This is a genomic window from Nannocystis pusilla, assembly GCF_020073745.1.
Taxonomy (GTDB): domain Bacteria; phylum Myxococcota_A; class Polyangia; order Nannocystales; family Nannocystaceae; genus Nannocystis; species Nannocystis radixulma.
Genome location: NZ_JAIRAU010000027.1, coordinates 163,877 through 184,693 on the forward strand (window position 1 = coordinate 163,877; position 20,817 = coordinate 184,693).

Annotated in this window: 12 protein-coding genes; 6 read left to right on the plus strand and 6 right to left on the minus strand. The window is 73.0% G+C overall.

Features of this window, described 5'->3' with window-relative positions:
* The first annotated feature begins 6 nt into the window (after positions 1-6).
* From K7C98_RS19535 to K7C98_RS19550, 4 genes are all read left to right on the plus strand, one after another.
* On the plus strand, positions 7-1,293 hold the full coding sequence (locus K7C98_RS19535; protein ID WP_224193202.1) for an endonuclease/exonuclease/phosphatase family protein: 1,287 nt from the start codon (positions 7-9) through the stop codon (positions 1,291-1,293).
* Between the two features lie 36 nt (positions 1,294-1,329).
* Positions 1,330-2,208 carry a rhomboid family intramembrane serine protease gene (locus K7C98_RS19540; protein ID WP_224193203.1) on the plus strand — a complete coding sequence of 293 codons (879 nt, stop codon included), beginning with the start codon at positions 1,330-1,332 and terminating at the stop codon, positions 2,206-2,208.
* A gap of 109 nt (positions 2,209-2,317) precedes the next feature.
* A complete protein-coding gene (locus tag K7C98_RS19545; RefSeq protein WP_224193204.1) occupies positions 2,318-4,516 on the plus strand; it encodes a RelA/SpoT family protein in 2,199 nt (732 codons plus the stop codon).
* A 268-nt stretch (positions 4,517-4,784) separates the two neighbouring features.
* Positions 4,785-6,434: an SMI1/KNR4 family protein gene (locus K7C98_RS19550; protein ID WP_224193205.1), complete on the plus strand. Its 1,650-nt coding sequence runs from the start codon at positions 4,785-4,787 to the stop codon at positions 6,432-6,434.
* Positions 6,435-6,628: 194 nt separating this feature from the next.
* Here K7C98_RS19550 and K7C98_RS44895 read toward each other — a convergent pair whose 3' ends face one another.
* A complete protein-coding gene (locus K7C98_RS44895; protein ID WP_224193206.1) occupies positions 6,629-11,059 on the minus strand; it encodes a cation-translocating P-type ATPase in 4,431 nt (1,476 codons plus the stop codon).
* 530 nt (positions 11,060-11,589) lie between these two features.
* Between K7C98_RS44895 and K7C98_RS19560 the strand changes: the two genes are divergently transcribed.
* Positions 11,590-13,503 carry a hypothetical protein gene (locus tag K7C98_RS19560; RefSeq protein WP_224193207.1) on the plus strand — a complete coding sequence of 638 codons (1,914 nt, stop codon included), beginning with the start codon at positions 11,590-11,592 and terminating at the stop codon, positions 13,501-13,503.
* 33 nt (positions 13,504-13,536) lie between these two features.
* Here the strand turns inward: K7C98_RS19560 and K7C98_RS19565 are convergent, their stop codons facing one another.
* From K7C98_RS19565 to K7C98_RS19575, 3 genes are all read right to left on the minus strand, one after another.
* The gene (locus K7C98_RS19565; RefSeq protein ID WP_224193208.1) at positions 13,537-14,085 is read right to left on the minus strand and encodes a hypothetical protein; all 549 of its coding nucleotides are present in this window, start codon (positions 14,083-14,085) and stop codon (positions 13,537-13,539) included.
* A gap of 188 nt (positions 14,086-14,273) precedes the next feature.
* A complete protein-coding gene (locus K7C98_RS19570) occupies positions 14,274-15,848 on the minus strand; it encodes a cytochrome c family protein (protein WP_224193209.1) in 1,575 nt (524 codons plus the stop codon).
* A 5-nt stretch (positions 15,849-15,853) separates the two neighbouring features.
* Positions 15,854-17,557, minus strand: coding sequence for a hypothetical protein (locus K7C98_RS19575; protein WP_224193210.1), 1,704 nt, complete (start codon positions 17,555-17,557; stop codon positions 15,854-15,856).
* Positions 17,558-18,246: 689 nt separating this feature from the next.
* Here K7C98_RS19575 and K7C98_RS19580 point away from each other — a divergent pair.
* Positions 18,247-19,488: an FG-GAP-like repeat-containing protein gene (locus K7C98_RS19580; RefSeq protein ID WP_224193211.1), complete on the plus strand. Its 1,242-nt coding sequence runs from the start codon at positions 18,247-18,249 to the stop codon at positions 19,486-19,488.
* A gap of 71 nt (positions 19,489-19,559) precedes the next feature.
* Here K7C98_RS19580 and K7C98_RS19585 read toward each other — a convergent pair whose 3' ends face one another.
* Complete coding sequence (locus K7C98_RS19585; RefSeq protein WP_224193212.1) at positions 19,560-19,892, minus strand: STAS domain-containing protein; 333 nt, start codon at positions 19,890-19,892, stop codon at positions 19,560-19,562.
* On the minus strand, positions 19,889-20,686 hold the full coding sequence (locus K7C98_RS19590) for a hypothetical protein (RefSeq protein WP_224193213.1): 798 nt from the start codon (positions 20,684-20,686) through the stop codon (positions 19,889-19,891). Before K7C98_RS19590 ends, K7C98_RS19585 begins: the two co-directional genes overlap by 4 nt.
* Positions 20,687-20,817: the final 131 nt, after the last annotated feature.

Here is a 20,817-nt window from a genome sequence, read left to right on the forward strand (position 1 = left end):
GACACGATGCACGCGCACCGCCTCACGATCGCCGCCCTGTTGACGCTCGCGCCGGCCTGCGCCGACGACGAGATCCCGAACGACCTCGGCAGCCGGCCCGAGGACGACGTGCTGCTGATCGACAGCCCGATCCTGCAGCACCTGGCGGCGGCGCTGGAAGACGGCGACACGCTGCGCGCGAGCGACCTGTTCTTCGCCGAGCGGCTGCGCTTCACGACGGCGCCCGATCCGTCGGAGCTGCTGGCGGCGCAGGCGAGCGAGCACGCCGCGTTGCCGCCGCTGGCCGAGCCGACGACGCTGAAGGTGCTGACGTACAACACCGGGCTGCTGAGCCGCTGGTACCCGTTCACGCACGTGGGCGTGCCGAAGTACCGCGAGCGGCGGGCCGAGACGGCGGCGCGGCTGCTCGGCGACGGCTGGGACGTGCTGTTCCTGCAAGAGGTGTGGGAGTTGGTCGACGTCGAGCGCTTCGCGGCGGAGGCGAAGGCGCAGGGCTACGCGATCTACGCCGGCAGCGAGGAGAAGCACGCGCAGCACGGGGTGGTCCTGCTTGTGCGCGAGGCGCTGATCGCCGAGGCGGCGCAGGAGTTCGTGGAGGAGCAGTACGAGGCGCAGCGGGAGATCGAGCTGTTCCCCGGGCCGGGGATCAAGCGCGGCCTCCTCGGCTGGAGCTTCACGCACGCGGCGACGGGGCGGCGGATCCACCTCTATGCGACGCACTTCACGGCGTTCCCCGAATTATGGCAGGAGCGCGACGTGCAGGCGCGGGTGCTCGGCGGGCGCGCGCGCAGCCACGCGGACGAGGACGTGGTGCTGGTCGGCGGCGACCTCAACGCGGGGCCGTATTACCCCGAGGACAGCTTCGGCAGCGACGGCGAGGCGACGCTGTCGGGGTGGTGGCACAACGCGATGATGTACCCGCTGTTGCTGCACTACGGCGGGCTGTACGACAGCCACAGCGCGCTGGCGCCGGCGCAGGACGTGGCCCGCATGCAGCAGTTGTCGCTGCCGTTCGAGTTCGGGCCGTACAAGAAGGATCCGCTGGCCGGTCGCTGCGCGGAGATCCCGGTCGACACGTTCACGGGGACCGACTGCAATTCGCTGTACTTCGGGCAGTACGGGGCGACCGAGTACCCCGCGCGGCTCGATTACATCTTCGTCCGCGACGTCGGGCAGCACGTCCGCGTGGTCTCCAGCGCGCTCGAGTACACCGAACCGCTCGACTTCGGCGCGGCCGGTCGCTTCGAGCTGTCCGATCATTACGGGCAGTCGGCGACCCTGCAGATCGAGTGAAATAGCGCGGCGTTCGCGGTGGTTCTCGCCCCGCGCATGCGACTCGCCGGCACGATCTCGGAGCAGCGCCAGGCCCGGCGCTTCGCGGACTACCTGCTGACGCAGGGGATCGCGGCGCGGCTGGGCCCGTCGCGCGAGGGCTGGACGGTGTGGGTGATCGAGGAGGACGCGCTGCCGTGGGCGCGCGACGAGCTGGCGTCGTTCCGCCGCGAGCCGGGCGCGGCCCGCTTCGCGGTGTCGCGCGAGGCGGAGCGGATCCGCGCCGAGAGCCGGGCGGCGGCTTCGCGGCGCGGGGCGGTGGCCGCCGCGCTCCCGCCGGCGCCGAGGGCGGCGATGCCGTGGTCGCTGAGCTCGCCGACGCCGCTGACGTGGGCGCTGCTGGTGCTCTGTGGGGTGGTGGCGCTGATGACCCGGGTCGGCGATCCGGACGCGCCGCTGCTGGCGCGGCTCGTGATCGCGGAGGCGGGCGAGGCGGGGTCGTTCGCGTCGGCGCTGCGCGAGCCGTGGCGCTGGGTCACGCCGGTGCTGCTGCATTCGGGGCCGCTGCACCTGCTGTTCGTGGCGGTCGCCTGGCCCGAGTCGGCGCGGCGGGTCGAGGCGCGCGCCGGCACCGCCGCGCTGGCGGCGATGGTCCTCGGCGTCGGTATCTTCGGCAATGTCGTGCAGAACATGTTCGATGGGCCAGCATACGTCGGGCTGTCGACGCCGGCGTTCGGGCTGCTCGGCTTCGCCGCGGGCGAGGGCGGGCGCGGGGCGAGGGAGGCGGAGGTGGTGCTGGCGGCGGCGTGGCTCGGCGCCTGTCTCTTGGGACTGGTCGGCCCGGTCGGCGGCGCAGCCCACGTCGCCGCGCTGGCGGCCGGGCTGGGGGTCGGCGCGGCGACGCGGCGGCTGCGGGGGCGGCGTCGCGTGGCCTGAACACGCACCGCCGAGCTCGCGCTGCGAATGGCGACAGGGCCGGTCCTGCCGCGGACCTGGCGAGAATTCGCTGGCGAGGGGGCGGCCCAGGACCTATTGTCCGGTCGCAATGGTCAAGTCGGCGGAGACCAGCCTCGACAACGTGCAGGAGAAGATCGCGGGTCGTTACGCCGAGGGCGCGGCGCTGGTCGCCCGGGCCCACGAGGTGGCGGCGGCGGGCGACGCGGCGGCGGCCGAGCGCGGGGTGGTGGCGGCCGACATGCTGACCGATCTGCGGCTCGACCCGCCGGCGCTGGCGGCCGCGATGGTGGCCGACGCGGCGGTCTCGGGGGCGGTCAAGGTCGAGGCGATCGGCGAGGCGCTCGGGGCCGACACGCAGGCGATCGTCGACGGCGTGCGCCGGGTGGCGACGATGCGCTGGGACCGAACCGCCGGCGACGACGGCGAGAGCCTGCGCAAGATGTTCATGGCGATCGCCGCCGACGTGCGGGTGGTGATCGTGGCCCTGGCGTTGCGCCTGCGCGACATGCGAGCGCTGCGGAGCCGCGCCGACGAGGCCGAGCGGCGCCGGATCGCCCGCGAGACGCTCGAGATCTACGCGCCGCTGGCCAACCGCCTCGGCATCTTCCACCTGAAGTGGGAGCTCGAGGACCTGTGCCTGCGCGAGCTCGAGCCGGACATCTACCGCCAGATCGGCGCGGCCCTGGCGTCCAAGCGAGACCAGCGCGACGCGATGATCCGCGACGCGATCCTGACGCTGCAGGCGCGCCTCGAGGAGGCCGGGATCCACGGCAAGATCAGCGGCCGACCCAAGCACATCTACAGCATCTACAAGAAGATGCAGCGCAAGCGGGTCTCGTTCGAGGAGATCTACGACGTCAGCGCGGTGCGGGTGCTGGTCGATTCGGTGCCCGACTGCTACGCGGTGCTGGGCATCGTCCACGGGCTGTGGACGCCGATCGCCGGCGAGTTCGACGATTACATCGCGCGCCCGAAGCCGAACGGCTACCAGTCGCTGCACACGGCGATCGTCGGGCCCGGCGGGCGCTCGCTCGAGGTCCAGATCCGCACGGCGGAGATGCACCAATTCGGCGAGTACGGCGTGGCCGCCCACTGGGCCTACAAGGAGAGCCGCAAGGCCGGGCGCCTGGCCGACGCGAAGTTCAACTGGTTGCGGCAGCTGATCGACTGGCAGAAGGAGGTCACCGACCCGCACGACGTGGTCGAGTCGCTGAAGACCGACATCTTCCAGGACCAGGTCTACGTGTTCACGCCGGGCGGCGCGGTGATCGACCTGCCGGTCGGGGCGACGCCGGTCGACTTCGCCTACCGCGTGCACACCGACGTCGGCCACCGCTGCCGCGGGGCGCTGGTGAACGGCCAGATCGTGCCGCTCGACCACAAGCTGCAGACCGGCGACCGCGTCGAGATCCTGACGCAGAAGACGGCGCAGCCGAGCCGCGACTGGCTCAGCCCGCAGCTCGGGTACGTGATCACCTCGAGCGCGCGCCACAAGATCCGGCAGTGGTTCCGCCAGCAGGGCCGCGACGCGGCGATCGTGCAGGGCCGCGAGTCGCTCGAGCGCGAGCTCAAGCGCCTCGGCGTCGAGCGCCCGCGCTTCGACGAGTACGTCAAGCTGTTCGCCAATCACAACACGCCCGAGGAGCTGTTCGCGGCGGTCGGGTTCGGCGACATCGCCACCCAGGCGGTGGCGACCAAGATCCTCGACGCCGAGCGGGCGCAGCAGGAGGCGGCCAAGCTGGCGGCCGAGGCGGCCCGGCTGGCGGCGGCCGCGGCCTCGATGCATTCGGCACCTGTCCCCGAGACCAGCCCGAAGCGCACCCCGAGCAAGCCGCAGGCGGCCGGCGGGGTCAGCGTCGAGGGCCAGAGCGGGGTGCTGAGCCACCCGGCTCGCTGCTGCACGCCGGTGCCCGGCGACGCGGTGATCGGCTATATCACCCGCGGCCGCGGGATCGCGATCCACCGCCGCGATTGCCCCAACATCGTCAGCAGCCCGGAGCCGGAGCGGCTGATCGAGATCGCGTGGGGCCACGAGAACCGCCGCCGCTATCCGGTGACGATCGTGATCCAGGGCAGCGACCGGATCGGGCTGCTGCGCGACGTGGTCGAGGTGTTCGCCGACCTCGGGATCAACGTCAGCGGGACGACGGTGACGACGAACAAGAAGGAACAGACCGCGCTGATCTCGGCGACCCTCGAGGTGTCGAGCAACGAGCAATTGGTGCGGGTGCTGGCGAAGATCGAGCGAGTCCCCGGGGTCGAGCGAGCGCGACGGCAGGCCGGCTGAGCGGGCGGAGAGATCCCCGGCGTCGGGCCCCGATTGGTGGCAGAATCGGTGGCGAGCTCGTGACCGAAAGGTCAGGTCGACCGGCCGTGCCCGAGACGGGCGCGGGTCCGAGGTCCGGCGATTCGTCGTTCGTGCGGTCGCTGGGCGCCGTCGGGCGTCGTTGTGGTGATCTGGCCCATGGCGCAGCCGATGGATTGGCGCGGGCGGGCTGACGCGCTTGCGGTGCGGGCGAGGCCGCGTGTATCACAAGTCCAACGAGGTGACCCGAATGGCGAAGAAGACGGCGGGGGCGAAGAAGACGGCTGCGAAGGCGAAGGGACAGTCGAAGGCCACGGGCAAGCCGGCGAAGGGCGCGGCGACTGTCAGCACCCCGGCGGCGAAGGTGAAGCCGACGGCGAGCGCAGGCGCGGCGGCGAAGGCGAAGGCCGGGAATGCGGGCACGTCGGCGGCGCCGGCGAAGAAGCGCGGCAAGCTGGCTCCGCCGCGGGCGGCGGCGGCGGCGACCGCGGCGAATGCTGCGACGGCGAATGCGAAGAAGGCGGCCAAGAAGGCCCCCGCCAGGGCGACGGACGCCGGCGCGACCACCAAGAAGGCCGGCAAGACGGCCGGCAAGAAGGGCGCGGCGAAGGTGGCGGACGTGGCGACGGCGTACGCGAAGGCGGGCAAGGCGGGTCGCGTGAGCGCAAAAGTGGCGGACGTGGCCGCGGCGTACCAGGCGAAGGTGGCGAAGGTGACCGGGAAGAGCGCGGTGGGCCGCAAGGCGGCCGAGGTCGCGTCCACCTACAAGGCGGGCAAGGCGGGCGCGGGCAAGGAGGAGGCCGCCGCCGCGTACGGGGCGAAGAAGGCGAAGAAGGCCGACAAGAAGGCGCAGAAGGCCGCCGCCAACATCGTCGAGGCGTGGACCAAGGCGGCGGGGCAGCTCGGCGAGGCGCCGGCGAAGCCGACCAGGAAGGGCGCGGGCAAGAAAAGCGCCGGCGCTGCCGGGACGGCGACGCTCGCCAAGGCGGTGAAGCGGGTGGCCACGGCGACGAAAGCCGCGGTGGAGGCGGCGACGTCGACGGTGAAGGCCGTGCTGGCGAAGGCGACCGCGCCGACGGCGAAGAAGGCGAAGAAGGCGGCCGCGGCTGGCGCGGAGGCGGCTGCGAAGGCGAAGAAGGGCGCGGGCGCGAAGGCGAAGAAGGGCGCGAAGGCGACCGGGCCGGTGAAGGCCAAGGCGAAGGCGAGCAAGGCCGTTCCCGCCAGGGCGACGAAGAAGGGCGCGGCGAAGGCGAGCAAGGGCGGGGCGGCGAAGGCGACGCCGGCGCCGGCGCAGGCGCCGAAGAAGGGCAAGACGGGGCGGGCGAAGAAGGCGGCGCGCAAGGCGAGCAAGAAAGGCACCGCCGACGCGAGCGACAGATCAGATCCTGCTGTGCTCGGCAAGGGCGAGTACGCCAAGCTGATCGCCCAGATCGAGGCAGGCGCGCGCGCGGCCGGGGTCGAGCTGCCCGAGGGGGCGAGCCCGGCCGCGATCGCCGAGCTCGAGGACACGCTGTCGCTGACGCTGCCCGACGAGGTGAAGGCGTGGTTCTTGGCGCACGACGGCGGCGGCAGCCAGTTCGCGCTCGAGAACCGCGAGCTGCTGTCGCTCGAGCGGATCGCCGACGAGTGGAAGATCTGGAAGGACCTGCTCGACAAGGGCGTGTTCGGCGAGAACGCCCACAGCGAGCCCGGGCCCGGGGTCCAGCAGAAGTGGTGGATCCCCGAGTGGGTGCCCCTCACCTACGACGGCGCCGGCAACCACGACGTGCTCGACCTGGCGCCCGCGAAGGGCGGGCGCTACGGGCAGATCCTGTCGTTCTGGCACGACGATCCGAGCCGCCGCGTGGTCGGGCGCTCGTTCTTGAAGTGGCTCGCGGCCGGCGAGTGGCACCTCGACTGAACCCGCGAGCGCGCGCCGCGAGTCGCGGGTGAGCCCGCGGCTCGCGGGCGACCTGCCTGCAAGGACAGGTGTATCGGCGCGGGCGACAGGCCGCCGCCGCGCTCGCGGGGGCGGGTCGGTCGGGCGAGCGAGTGTCGATTCGGACATGCTCTGAGGGACATGCCTCAATAGGCATGTCCCGATGGACATGTCCCTCAGGCGGCGCGGGGGCCGAGCTTGATCTCGACGTCGGGCGGCGGCTCGGCTCGCGGGCGGCGACGGGCCAGCCTGGCGCGGGCGCGGGCGACCAGCGGGGGGCCGACGACGGAGGCGGCGGTGGCGGTGGTGGCGGAGGTGGCGGCGATGCCGAGGCCGATCGGGCCGAGCGGGCGGCAGCCGAACAGGTGGCTGAGGCCGGGGGTCTCGACGACGGCGAGCATGACGGCGAGCGAGCCGAGGCTGGTGACGACGACGTCGCGGGTCAGCTTGCCGGCGACGAGGGTCTGGCCGAGCTGGGTGCCGACGAGGGCGAGGAGGCCGACGGTGGAGGCGCCGCGGCGGCCGCCGGGGAGCACGTGCGCGGCCATCCAGGCCGCCGCGGCGCCGCCGGCGGTGGTGATCGCGCGCAGGGTGATGTCGCGGTCGAGGGCCTCGCCGAGGGCGACCTCTGGCCCTTCGGACAGGAGGTGGCGCAAGCTCTCGGGGTCGGGCGGGCGCAGGGCGATCGCCATGGTCGGGGCGACGTCGGTGAGGAGGTTGATGAGCAGCAGCTGGCGGGCGTTGAGCGGGGCGCCGCCGAGCAGGCCGGACATCAGCGAGAAGCCGATCTCGCCGAGGTTGCCGCCGGTGAGGATGGCGACGGCGTCGCGCACGGCGGTCCACATGGCGCGGCCCTCGGCGATGGCGTCGACGATGGTGTCGATGCGCTCGTCGACGACCAGCAGGTCGGCGGCGTCGCGCGCGGCCAGGGTGGCGCGTGCGCCGACGGCGATGCCGACGTCGGCGAGGCGGATCGCGGCGGCGTCGTTGGCCCCGTCGCCGGTCATGCCGACGACCCGCCCGGCGCGCTGCAGGGCCTTGACGATCCGGACCTTGTGCGTGGGGGTGGCGCGGGCGATCACGCCGAGCTCGGGCAGGACGGCGTCGAGTGTCTCGTCGGACATGTCCTCGAGTTCAGGGCCGGTGAGGACCTGGCGGCCGCCGAGCAGGCCGAGCTGATCGGCGATCCGGCGGGCGGTCCGCGGGTGGTCGCCGGTGATCATGATGAGGTCGACGCGGGCCTCCTGCAGGCGGGCGATCGCGGCCGCCGCGGAGGCGCGCGGCGGATCGCTGAGGGTGATGAAGCCGCAGAAGCGCAGGCGATCGATGCGGGCGTCGTCGAGGTCGCGCTCCTCGCTGGCGGGCCGCTCGGCGATCGCCAGCACGCGCAGGCCCTCGCCGGCGAGGTCCTCGGCGCGCGCGAGCACGGCGGCGCGCTGCTCGTCGGGCAGGTCGCAGCGGCGCAGGACGACCTCGGGCGCGCCCTTGACGGTGAGGCGCAGGCCGGCGTCGGTGACGCCGAGGACGGCGTGATAGCCACGACCTGGCTCGAAGGGCATCTCGTGCAGGCGCCGCCAGCCGGGCACGTCGAGCTCGGGATCGACGCCGGCGTGGCGACCGCCGTCGACGACGGCGCGGTCGGTCGGGTGCGGGAGGACGTCGCGGCCGTTGCTCGGCGGCGAGGCGCGCAGGGCCGCGGCCAGCAGGGCGCGGGCCCACCCCGGCAGCTCGCCGTCGTCGAGGGTGGCGCTGCGCTCGGCGTCGGCGAGGCCGTGGAGGTGGATCTGGCCCTCGGTGAGGGTGCCGGTCTTGTCGGCGCAGAGGACGTCGAGGCGGCCGAGGGCCTCGACGGTCCGCGGGTTGCGGACCAGGGCGCCGCGGTGCGACAGCCGGCGCGAGGCGGCCAGCTGGGCGACGGTGGCGAGCAGCGGGAGGCCCTCGGGGACGGCGGCGATGGTCATGCTGACGCCGAGGTCGATGAGGCCGTGGATGTCCTGGTGGCGGAACAGGCCGGCGCCGACGAGCAGGGCGCCGCTGAGGCCGGCGATCGGCAGGGTGCTCTCGGTGAGGCGGCGCAGGCGGGCCTCGACGCCGGTCTCGGGGCTGAGCTCGCGCAGGGCGAACAGGCCGCGGCGCGCCTCGGTGTCGGCGCCGGTGGCGACGACGACGGCGCGCGCGAGCCCGGCCGCGATCGCGGTGCCCTCGTACAGCATGCTGTTGCGGTCGGCGATCGCGGCGGCGTAGGAGGGCGCGGGATCCTTGGCGATGGGCAGTGATTCGCCGGTGAGGCTCGACTCGTCGACCTCGAGATCGTCGGCCGCGAGCAGGCGGCAGTCGGCGGGCACGACGTCGCCGGCGCGCAGCTCGACGATGTCGCCCTCGACGAGGTCGTCGGCCGCGACGTCGCGCTCGCGGCCGCCGCGGAGGGTGCGGACGGCGGGGCGCTCCTGGTCGGCCAGGGCGGCGATGGCCCCCTCGGCCTGGTAGCGCTCGGCGCCGCCGATGACGGCGTTGAAGCCGAACACGGCGGTGATGAGGCCGGCGTCGAGGAAGGAGCCGGTGACGGCCGAGAGCGCGGCGCCGGTGACGAGCACGGGGGTGAGCGGGTTGACGATCTCGTGGGCGACGGCGCGGGCGAGGCGAACGGGCCGCGAGGCCAGGTGCGGCGGCTCGTGGCGGCGCTGCTGCGCCAGCGACTCGGGCAGGCCGGCCTCGAGGGTGGCGCCGAGGCGCGCGAGCACGATCTCGGGGCTGAGCCGGTGCCACGGGGTCGGGTCGACGGCCGGGGGCGGCGGTCGCCTGGCCAAAAGGACAGCTCGACGCAGGCCGTTGGCGAGGGCGATCACGCTGGCGGCGTAGGTGGCGAGCATGACCTGCTGCGGGCGGGTCTTCTTGAGGCCGCCGAGGGCCAGCGCGGCGCCCAGCGCGGCGCCGACGCCGGCGAGCACGACGCTCTGCTCGGCGACCTGGCGGGCGACCATGCATGCGTCGACGACGAAAGTGGCGTCGGCGAGGTCGTCGCGCAGGAGGATGTCGGCCGTCCACGGCGGGCAGGCGCGCGTCAGCGCGAGGCCGAGGCCGACGTCGGCGGCGGCGAGGGCGGCGGTGTCGCCGGCCGACAGCACGGCGACGACGCGGCCGTGGCGCTGGAGGTCGTCGACGCTGTCGGCGAGGTCGGTGGTGGCGACCCGGTCGTGGGCGGTGAGGACCCGCGCCAGCGCCGGGTCGTCGCAGGCGAGCACGAAGTGGAGGCGCGAGTGCCGGATCGCCGCCAGCAGGGCGTCGGCGCCGCGGCGCAGCGCCGGCCGCAGGTGGACCGCGGCGACGATCTCGCCGCGGCGCGCGAGGACCAGCGACTCGCCCGACCAGTTGTCGACGGCGGCGCGCAGCGGGCCGCCCCAGCCGGGCGGGGCGAGGGCCTCGGGCGGGCCGATCGACCAGTCCTCGTGGACATGTACGGAAGACCAGTCTGTCTCTTCGAACAGCATGCCGGCGTGGTGGACGACGGGCTCGCGGGCGACGCCGGGCGCGGGGACGACGACGGCCATGGTGCGGTCGGCGGTGAGCAGGGCGTCGGCGTCGACGACGAGGGTGTCGACGCGGTCGAGCAGGCGGACGGCGGCGTTGCGCAGGACGAGGCAGCCCCGGCGCCCGAGCGCGACGCCGAGCTCGGCGGCGAAGATCGTGCGGCCGTAGAAGGCGGCCTTCGGCAGGCCGCCGAACAGCGGGGTCAGGGCGGACTCGAGGTTGTGGGTGTCGGCGATGCCGACGACGAAGCCGCCGAGCGAGGCGAACAGGGCGTCGTCGGCGTAGCGCTCGATGATGCTGTCGGGCAGCGGGACCGGGCGCTCGCGCGGGGGCAGCGGGACCAGCCGGGCCGGGGCGCAGCCGTCGCCGCACAGCTCGGGCTCGCGCTCGGTCCAGGCGGCGCAGCGGGCCCGTTCGGACCGCAGCTTGACGGTCTGCACGACCATGTCGACGAGCAGGCCGATCGGCCCGACGCCCACGGCCTGGACGACGGCGTTGGTGAGGCCGACGCCGACCTCGGTGGCGGCGGCGCCGAGCCGCTCGACCAGGAGCTTGCGCAGCCGCGGGGTGTTGTCGACGACGGTCATCAGCGCGGCGAGGTCGAAGCCGGCGCGGCTGGGCGAGAAGTCGACGAGCCGCAAGGCGCTGCCGAGGACCACGCCGAAGGCGTCGGCGCCGAGGTCGACGGCCTTGCGCAGCAGCGGCTCGCGGTCGCCCGGGTAGTCGGGGATCGTCTCGGCGAACGGGAGGTCGTGCAGCGAGAGGCGCAGCTCGATGGCGTCGACGATCCGCACCAGGACGTCGGGGCTCCACACGTCGGCGTCGTAGTCGACGAGCAGGCGGCCGACGAGGCCGTTGATCCGCACGCCCCCGATCCCGCCGAGGCCGGCGAAGGTGGCCTCGACGGCGTCGGCGAAGCGCTCGAAGTCGTGGCGGTCGAGCGCGCGCAGCTCGATGTGCGCGCGCGCGCCGTCGGTCCAGAGCCGCCGGTGGCGGTGGCCGAACAGGTTGACCGCGGTGCGCAGCCACGACGGCGGGCGCAGCGACGGGATCGAGGCCAGGCGATCGAAGAGGCCCACGCCTCGAAGGTGAGGCCGCACCGGCCCGCAGGCGAACAAAAAACGGCCGCGCCGGTGTCGACGACCGCGGGCGACGGCGGCGGCGACGGCGACCGCGGCCGCCATCGCCAGGCGCGCGGCGGGCTCGACGGGGGCAGAGAGAGGGTGTCTGTTCGGACAGGTGAGGGGGGCTCGGCGCGGTGTAGAGAGAGGGTGTCTGTTCGGAAAGGTGAGGGGGGCTCGACGTGCGCAGAGAGGGGTGTCTGAGCGGACAGGTGAAGGGCGGCTCGGCGGGACGCAGAGGGTGTCTGTTCGGACATGTGATGGGCGGGCCGACGACCGCGCGCGGGGGCGGCCGGGGACAGTCGTATGTCCCTGGGGTTGTCGACGAGTGGACGCGTGCTCATGTCTCTTGGGTCATGTCGCCGGGAAGATGCGAGGACCGGCAAACGAGCGCGGCGCGCCGAGCCGCGCCGCGGGCTCGGGGCCGCGGTTGGGGGCCCACGGCGACCCGTTGACGAGCGGACTGCGGGTCGGAAACCCTGTTCTTCATGATCGGGACAGGTCGCGGGGCGAGGGCGTGGTGGTTGGTGCTGGCGACGTGCGGCGGGACGCCGGCAGCGACGACGGACACGGCGGCGACGAGCGAGGCGAGCGGCGACGAGACGACGACGACGAGCTCCGCCACGACCGAGAGCAGCAGCGCGGCGACCGTCACCGGTGAGCCCACGACGACGGGGACGAGCGAGACGTCGATCGGGTCGACGGCGCCGACGACGACGACGGACACGACCACCGGTGGGCCGGAGCTCGGGCCGCCGGTGCTGCGGATCAACGTCGGCGGTCCGGCGGTCGGCGAGTTCATGGCCGACGACGGGGAGGAGTCGCCGTATCGCGCCAGCCCGGATACGCAGATCTTCGCCGCCGACGCGGTGGTGCCGGGGCCGAGCGTGCCCGCCGACGTGCCGCTCGAGGTGCTGGCGAGCGGGCGCGTCGAGCCGGCCGAGCTGGCAGGCGGGACCGGACAGCTGCGCTACAGCGTGCCGGTCGAGCCGGGGTCGTATCAGCTGCGGCTACATTTCTCGGGGCCGTCGCAGGGCGCGAGCACGCGGCTGACGCAGCTGTGGATCGACGGCGCGCCGGTGGGCGAGCCGATCGACGTGTCGGCGCTGACGGCCGGCGACGCGGGCGCGGCGGTGACGTTCGCGATCGAGGCCGACGAGTGGCTCGACGTCGAGCTGGTGCGGGTGCCCGGCAGCGAGATGCCGATGCTGTCGGCGCTCGAGCTGTTCGGGGACGGCGGGCTGCGCGACGGGCCGGCGGGGACGGTGCGGCACATCGCACCGGAGGGCGCGGGCAGCGGCGACAGCCTGGCCGACGCGGCGGGGCTGGGGCAGCTGCCGGCGCTGATCGCCGCGTCGGCGCCGGGCGACGAGGTGTGGATCCACGCCGGCGACTACCCGATCGGCGGCGAGCTCGTGATCACGGCCGGTGGGACGGCGGAGGCGTCGGTGGTGGTGCGCGGGGTCGGCGACGACTGGCACTCGCCCGGGCGTCCGCGCTTCATCGGCACGCGCGCGAGCCCGTGGGTGGCCGAGGGGGCGGTCGGCGGGACCGTGTTCCGCCTGGCGAGCGGGGCGGACCACCTGCAATTCGTCAACCTCGGGTTCGTCGACCAGGGCAACGGCTGCTGGCGCGTGGCCGACCCGATCGCCGGCCTGCGCCTCGACAACATCGTCGCCACCAACGTGCACCGCCTGCTCGAGAACTTCGTGGGGGGCGACGGCACCGACGCGTCGATCGCCGGGCTGGTGCTCAAGGACGTGTCCGTCCGCGGCTACGCGCGCGCGGTGGCCCGGCTGCAGTACGAGTCGCACGACGCGCTGCTCGAGGACGTGTTCGGCGACTCGGAGGCGCAGCCGTTCGAGTCGTTCTCGACCGGGGTGACGCTGTACGAGGCGGCCCACGACGTGGTGATCCGGCGCGCGGTGATGCTGAACCACCAGCAGGTCGACGTCGCGGGCTACTGGAACGCCGACGGCTTCTCGACCGAGCGCGACAACCACGCGATCCGCTTCGAGGACACCTACGCGGCCGGCAACACCGACGGCGGCTATGACCTCAAGTCGACCGACACGACGCTCCTGCGCGCGGTCGCGGTCGACAACAAGCGCAACTTCCGGATCTGGGGCCAGGCGACGCTGCAGCAGTGCAGCGGCCTCGACCCGCACCTCCGCGGCGGCTCGGGCACGCAGGCGCAGGTCCACGGCAACCCCCAGGCGGTGTTCACGGTCGAGGGCTCGCGCTTCGTCGACGCCGACCCGGACACGATCGTGTTCGACATGGACGAGGACGCCGTCGCGACGGTCATGGGCGGCTGCGCCGAGCGCCACCCGGACGCGACGCTGGAGACGGTCGAGCCGGCGGCCAGCCTGATGCTGGTCGACGTCGCCGACGGCTGCTGAGCGCCGGATGTCCTCGGGGACATGTGCTGGCGGTCAGACCTCGACGATCCGGCCCTGCACCGGGGCGAAGCAGCGGATGCGCAGGGCGTCGGCCTGGCCGCGCCGCTCGGGCGACAGCGGGGCCTCGGAGATCAGCCACACATGTCCTTCAGGCCAGGACTCTTCGGTCAGGCGCTTGCGCGCGTCGCCGGCGAGGGCCGCGAGCTGGTGGTCGTCGAGCTCGGCGCCCTTGGCGGCGCACAGCACGGCCAGAGCGGGGGCGCTGCGGTCGAGGCGGCGGCCGGCCGCGTAGGCGGCGAGGCTGAGGCCGCCGATCGTGTAGCCGGCGATGCTGCGCACGGAGGCGGTCTGCGGGGCGTTCGCGTCGGCCTTGGCCGGGCGCGCGCCGGCCATCAGCGCCATCGCGGCGGCGAACAGGCCGGCCATGCCGCCGAACTTGAGGCCGAGGGCGGCACGCCGCGGGACGCGGGCCCGCACCTCGTCGACGGCCGGGGCGACGGCCTTCGGCTCGCCCTCGACGCGGACGCCTGCCTGCGAATAGAGCCACGGGACGCAGCGCTCACCGGAGAATGACCTGGACATGCCCGCATGTTTAGCAGACCGTCGAGCGCGACTGACCTTTCATGCGCGACAGCACGGCGGCGGAGCGGCCGCTGTTTCGCGGCCGCCTCGCGGCGAGCTCGGCGGTGAGGCCCGCGCCGCGCATGCAAGGCGCGACGCGGGCCCGATTCAGTACAGTTCGAGGACGGGCGGCATTCTCATGATCGCCGTCACTCGACGATCCGTCGCGCGGGCCGGTGACCGGCCTTGACGGCGGCGGTCTTGAGCGGCTTCGGGGTGGTGGTCTTCGGCTGCGCGTCCTGGAGCGCGAAGCTGAAGTCGGAGGGCAGGGTGGTGCTGCCCGAGATGGTGGCGTACTTGTGGCAGTCGATGCACTTGCTGCGCTGGTCGTAGGTCTCGAGCACGGTGTTGGCGACGTTCGCGTCGGGCGATGGGCTGTTGAACAGCTGCGGCACGCTCGCCGGCTGGCTCGACTGCTGCGGCGGGTTGGTGCTCCACTGCACGGCGACGACCTGGTAGTTGAGCCACACGGAGTCCGGGTAGGCGGCGCGGATGGTCGCCCACGCGGTGTCGTTGACGGTCTGCGCGTCGCTGCCGATCGGGCTCAGGCGGGTCACCTGGATCGGCGTCGGCGCCGGGCAGCCGTCGCCGATCCAGTACTGCGGCGGTTGATTGGGCGTGCAAGTGACGTTGACGCTCGCCTGCTTGTCGAACTGGCACGCGGTCGGCACCTGGACGGTGCGCGGCTGACAGGCGGGGTCGTAGAAGTTCCAGGTCTTGGTGGTCGCGGCCGCGTCGGCGTCGTTGGGGGCGTTGTCGACGTGCTCGAAGGTGGCCCACACCCAGGTCGGCTGGGCCTCGGTCTTGTGAATGATGTGCAGGCCGACCAGCGCGACGGTCAGGGCCTGGCACTTCTGCGTGCTCGGATCGACGACGACCGCCTGCGACAGCTTGTAGCGGTTCCACTGGGCGTCGCTCGGGTTCGGGACCTCCATCCAGGCGGCCTTGAGCTCGAGGGCGCCGACGAACGAGGGCCGGAACGTGCCGATCGGCAGCGCCAGCGCGGTGTTCGGGTTGCTGCGGTAATAGGCGGCCTGGCCCTCGCGGTTGTAGTAGGAGCCGGCGACGATGGCATCGTACTCGTCCTGGTCGACGCGGACCTCGTACCAGACGTTGTTGCCGCGGGTGTCGCCGAGCCACGCGGGGGCGTTGCGCGGCGCGGCCTGCTGCCCGTCGCCGGACTCGAACTCGCTCGAGAATTTGGTTGACATGGTCAGCGGAACCGCGGCCCGGGCGGCGGCGGCGGTCAGGCCCGCCTCGGCCAGACAGTCCGGGGTGATCGCCGGCGGCGTGCCCCATGGCGGAGGCGCGCTGCCGTCGGGCCGGAACAGCTGGTGGGTGCTCATGTAGCCCTGCCAGGCGACCGCGCCCGTGTCGCCCGGATCGCCGAAGCCGACGCCGGTGGCGACGGGCCAGTTGAGGGCGATGAACTCCTGCCAGCCGAAGCAGTTGGCGTCCCGGTCGTTGTTGTGCGGGTAGATGTCGGGGGGCACGGTGCCGTTCAGCTGCAGCGGGACGGCGCACTGGTAGGCCGAGGCCGCGCTCTTGGGAGAGGCGTCCTCGGTGGCGGCGTCCCTGGCGGCGCTGTCCTTCGCGGTCGCGTCGTCCTTGGCGGCGCCGTCCTTGGCGGCCGCCTTGGTGGCGGTGACGGGCTCGGCGGGCTCCTGCCCGGCGCCGCAGGCGAGCGGGCCGAGCAGGAGGAGCAGAAATGTCTTTGAAGACATGTCTGCTAAACCATGTCCTTGGCGACAGGGTCGACGACGTTGAGCAGCGCGGGCACGGCCGCCTGGGGGGCCTGGCCGGGGTTGGTGACCGTGACGTCGCGCAGGCCAGGGGCGGCGTCGCTGTCGACGCTGACGAGCAGCGACAGGGCGTAGCTGGTCGAAGGGTAGGTGTTGCCGGGGATCGCGTAGGTCACCGGGCGCATGGTGCCGCCGAATACGTGGACCCCGGGGCCGAACGAGATCGTGGGCAGCTGGGGCGGGTCGAGCAGGCCGGTCACGACGAGCGTCATCGGCCGCCGCTGGGCGCCGGGCTCGATCTGCGGCGCGATCATGGTGCTGTTGCTGGCGAGGTTCATCGGCTGGCCGACGGGGTTGGCGATCGGGGTGGCGAGCATGGCCTCGAAGACAGGTGTGTGGAACAGCTGCAGCGCCTGGGCGAACGGCACGGCCGGGCTGCCGGCGCAGGCCTGCGCGGCCGGTCCGGGCTGCTGCGGCAGGGCCATGGCGGCGATCTGCATGTTGAAGGTCTGGGCGATCTGGGCCGCCCACTGGACCGGGACACCCTCGACCTCGAGGTCGGAGATCGTGAAGCCGAGCTCGGCCGGGACCTCGAACACGGCGTGGAGGATGAAGTTGCCGGGGAGCTCCCGGCCCTGCGGATCGGTCAGGGTCTCCCGGCCGCGCTTGACGGTCCAGAACGTGCTGGGGTCGATGCCGCGCGGCGCGGTGATCATCCCGAAATCGGGCTTCTGGATGTAGAGGCCGGGGGGATTGGCGATCGTCGCGCGAGCGGACGGGACCACGGGGTTGGGCGGGGTGACCGTCTGGTTGACGGCCTGGCCGATGTGCGGATCGGAGTTGCGCCCGATCTGCCCGTATTGCGCGCAGCAGATCAGGGTCTCCGCGTTGGAGTTTCCGCTGGTGCGCGGGGTGGTGGCGGTCGAGCCGAGGCCGATCTCGGTCTGCAGGGTGTTGGGCGTGCTGGTCAGATGCATCGCGCCGCCGGCGCTGGCGGTCGAGGCGGTGCCGCGGTTCCACTTGTTGAGCGGGTCGTAGGCGGGCCGGCCGGTCGAGGCGTCGATCACCGGCGCGCCGCTGACGTCGCGCAGGTACAGGTCCTCGAGCGCGATCTGCGGCTTGTCGAGGGTCTCGCGGTACAGCTCGACGACTCGCTGCGGGCTGACCATCCACAGCGTGTTCCAGTACTCCGGGTTCTCGCAGGTGAAGTCGATGCGGACGATCTGGTTGTCGGCGTTGCGGGTGATGCTCCACTCGCAGTACTCGTCCTGCCAGCCGCGCGGGCCGTACGGGCCGTAGGGGATCTTGCTGGTGTCGCTGGGGTCGCACGGGTCGGCCGAGATCCGGCCGAAGGTCACGCCGTTGGTGTCGTAGCCGGTATCGGCCAGCGACCACATGTCGGGGTTGGAGATGTTCGGGAAGTAGTATTTGATCCGCCCCGGCACCGGCGACCAGGTGATCGAGGCGTACCCGCCCTCACTGGTGTCGGTGGTGGTCGGGTCGAAGTACCAGGTCTGATCGCTCGAATTGGTGGCGGTCCACGGGTTGCCCGTGATGCCCTGACGCGTGAATCCGCTGAGGTTGGTGTTCCACAGCTGGTTCATGCGACCCTGCAGCTTGCTGTCGCTGAAGTCGACCTGGCAGGCGGGGGTCTGAAAGGTGGTCCATTGCGTAGACTTTGAGGTGGTCATGGCAGCTCCTGGGCGCGCGCATCCAGCCGCGCGGGTGGCGGGTTTCATCGCAGCAGGTCGCTTCGAGGGGCGTCGACGCGACAGCCACGAGTCCGTCGCTCACGCACGGCGGGGCCGTGGTGATCGCGGGGTCGATCTCGTCGCTCGCACCATACGCCGAAAGTGAATCGTCATGGAGTTAAAAGTGGTTGCGACACGAAATGCACTGAGAGCGAAATCGCCAGGTATGACCGCTTGAACAACCCGTGTGCCGCGACAATCGGCGGTGAACCAACGATCACGGGAACAACCCCGATCGCCTTTTCTGCGCGATTGTGAACGTTATCGATGTTGCATGATTGGGCGGTGCGCGCTTAACGTCATTCACCCGTGACGCCCGGGAACACCGCCGGTTCGGCGGGGGGCCGCGGCGACCGGCGGGCTCACAGGAGATCTCGGAGCAGACCGAGTGGCAGCGCTGCGACCGGGCATTTCGCCGGTCGCGGCAGTGGGCGAATGCGGTGAGCCGCGGCGATCGATCGCGGCTCGGTGACCGAGCGGAGGACGAGGAGGATTCACCAGACGGTGGGGAGCGCGTCGATTCGAAGAGACGCGCGTCGGCGCGGTCCAGCACGGCCTGGTGAGCCGAGAGGCGGGTCCCGGGACGGGTAGCGACGGGGCGGGGGCGACGTGATACGGTGCTCGGTGGCATGCGTGGTCGCTGCGCCCTCGTTCACCTCCTCGCGCTGGTCTGCGGCTGCAACGGGCGTACGGTCCCGGAGCAGACCGACGGCGGCGGTACGACGACGACGACGAACACCGGCGCGGACGAGCCGCCGGCGACCACGACGACGGACGCGCCGACGACGAGCAGCGGCGAGGCGCCGACGACGGGCGCGCCGCCGGTGCCCGGGACGTGCGGCAACGGGATCGTCGAGCCGGGCGAGGTGTGCCTGGGGACGCCGGTGCAGATCGACGCGACGCCGGTCGAACGCGTGTCGACGGCGGACCTCGACGGCGACGGCCGCAGCGACGTGCTGACCGGGGCGGGCGTGTGGCTGCAGCGCGAGGGCGGGCTCGAGGCCGGGACGGTGCCGGCGATCGGCCCGGCGTTCAAGGTCGGCGACTTCGACGGCGACGGCCACGGCGACCTCGTCGCTCACGACGGCGAGGCGCGCACGCTGGCGCTGAGCCGGGGCGACGGGATGGGTGGGTTCGCGGCGCCGATCGTCACGGTGGTGTCGAAGCTGAACGGGATCTTCGTGGTGGACGTCGACGCCGACGGCCGCGACGAGATCGTCGGCCAGGCGCCGGAGCTCGACGCGCTGCGCACGTACGCGGCGGGAGACGACGGTCTGTTCGTGCCGCTGGCGATCCAGCCGATGTCGGCCTGGAATGGGGTGCGAGGCGACGGCGACGCCGACGGCGACGGCTTCGCCGACCTCCTCGTCGGCGAGTCCCAGGAGACCAGGATCTGGTGGGGCCAGGGCGACGGCAGCTTCGTCGCGGCGGAGGAGCCGCTGCCGTCGCAGATGTACTTCAAGCTCGCGGACCTCGAGGGCGACGGCACCGACGAGCTGCTGTTCGCGTTCGCCGATGTGTGGTGGGACTTCGCGACGTACTCCGCGGGCGCGCTGTGGCTGGCCGGCGCGCAGGCCGAGTGGCCGCGGGCGGAGGTGGCGCTCGAAGACTTCGCGGTCGAATTCCTGGCCGGCGACATGAGCAACGACGGGCTCGGCGACGTGATCGTCGCCCACCTCGGCGGGCCCGAGGAGCCTGTCCTCGAGGTCCTGTGCAGCGCGCCCGGGCGGGTGTTGAGCCGGTGCGCGACGCTGGCGCTCGACGTGACACCCGCGGCGCTGGCGGCGCTGGACGTGAACGCCGACGGGGCGCTCGACGTGGTGCTCGCGGCCGGCGAGGCCGGGCTGTGGGTCGTGCCCGCCGAGCCCTGAGGGGCCCGTTATGCACGTTCAGACATGTCGATGAAGACATGTCATCGTAGACATGGCGGGAAGGACATGGCTCATCGTGCGCCCGCGAGCGCGTGGTCGACGGTTTGATAACATGTCACTTCGGACAGGTCGAGGCCGGCGCCGACGATCGCGCGGGCGAGGTCGGGGCGGACGCCGCTGAGCGCGGCGGTGACGCCTTGCAGGCGCAGCACGCGGACGATCCGGAGCACGCCGGCGGCCTCGTCGGCGTCGGCCGCCGCGGCGCCGGTGAGGTCGAGGACGACGCGGTCGACGCGAGCGCGGCCGGTGTGGGCGAGCACGGCCGCGAGGGCGATGTCGACGCGCTCGCGGTCGAGGGCGCCGATCAGCGGCAGGGCGAGCACGCGGGCGCCGACGCGGATCACCGGCGCAGCTCGTCGGCCTGGGCGGCGAGCTGCTGGCGGTTGCGCTCGAGCTCGGCGAGGTGGGCGCGGCGCTCGTTGATGTCGGTCTGGGTGACGAGCAGCGCCGGGGCGCCGGTGATCGGGTCGAGGCTGCGGCGAACGGCGGTGTCGTACCAGCGCTCGCCGTCGCGGGTGCGCACGGCGACGTCGAGGCGCAGCGTGCCGGCGTCGAGGCGAAGCCGGACGTCGCGAGCCTGGGCGGGGTCGGCGAAGCTGGCGGCGAAGGCGTCGCCGGGGCCGCTGTCGCCGAGCACGCGCACGGCGGCAGGGTTGCGCATCAGCGTCTCGCCCGCCTCGGTGTAGAGGGAGACGAGCTCGCCGAGGTAGCGCAGGGCCTCGATGCCGCGGCGATCGTAGAGATCGGCCTCGCCCTCGCCGAGCACGCGGGCCTCGACCAGCATGGCGAGGCGGCCCGGGTCGCCGCGACGCTCGGCGATCCGGATGCCCTGCTGGCGACACTCGGCGACGAACGGTCTGGCGTGATCGGGGTAGAGGGTCCAGCGATCGACGGCCCGCTCGCCGCGCTCGAAGCGGCGCCGCAGGGCGTCGAGGCGGGCCAGCGAGGTCTCCGACGGGCGCGGACCCGCGGCGCTGTCGGCGAGCAGCCGCTCGCGGTCGAGGGCGCCCCACATCGGCACGCAGGCGAGGTTGGCCCACCATTGATGGCCGCGATCGAGATCGACGATCCACACCGGAGTGCTCAGGACGTCGAAGACGACGAGGTCCTCGGGGACGTAGACGGGGTGGTCGGCCATGCGGCGACGTGAGGCTAGCGTGTCCCTGCTTCGCTGCGGGCGGACGTCGGCGACGCCGGAGCGGCGCGGGGACGCGCCCGCCCGGACGCGGCGCGGCCCCGGAACGACCAGGCTCCAGGATGGACCCGCGA

Excerpts from the sequence above, each read along its gene's own strand:
- K7C98_RS19580 (WP_224193211.1), top strand. The coding sequence starts at position 18,247 with ATGCGTGGTCGCTGCGCCCTCGTTCACCTCCTCGCGCTGGTCTGCGGC.
- K7C98_RS19560 (WP_224193207.1), top strand. The coding sequence starts at position 11,590 with ATGATCGGGACAGGTCGCGGGGCGAGGGCGTGGTGGTTGGTGCTGGCG.
- K7C98_RS19575 (WP_224193210.1), bottom strand. The coding sequence starts at position 17,557 with ATGACCACCTCAAAGTCTACGCAATGGACCACCTTTCAGACCCCCGCC.
- K7C98_RS19545 (WP_224193204.1), top strand. The coding sequence starts at position 2,318 with ATGGTCAAGTCGGCGGAGACCAGCCTCGACAACGTGCAGGAGAAGATC.
- K7C98_RS19535 (WP_224193202.1), top strand. The coding sequence starts at position 7 with ATGCACGCGCACCGCCTCACGATCGCCGCCCTGTTGACGCTCGCGCCG.
- K7C98_RS19550 (WP_224193205.1), top strand. The coding sequence starts at position 4,785 with ATGGCGAAGAAGACGGCGGGGGCGAAGAAGACGGCTGCGAAGGCGAAG.
- K7C98_RS19565 (WP_224193208.1), bottom strand. The coding sequence starts at position 14,085 with ATGTCCAGGTCATTCTCCGGTGAGCGCTGCGTCCCGTGGCTCTATTCG.
- K7C98_RS19540 (WP_224193203.1), top strand. The coding sequence starts at position 1,330 with ATGCGACTCGCCGGCACGATCTCGGAGCAGCGCCAGGCCCGGCGCTTC.
- K7C98_RS19590 (WP_224193213.1), bottom strand. The coding sequence starts at position 20,686 with ATGGCCGACCACCCCGTCTACGTCCCCGAGGACCTCGTCGTCTTCGAC.
- K7C98_RS19570 (WP_224193209.1), bottom strand. The coding sequence starts at position 15,848 with ATGTCTTCAAAGACATTTCTGCTCCTCCTGCTCGGCCCGCTCGCCTGC.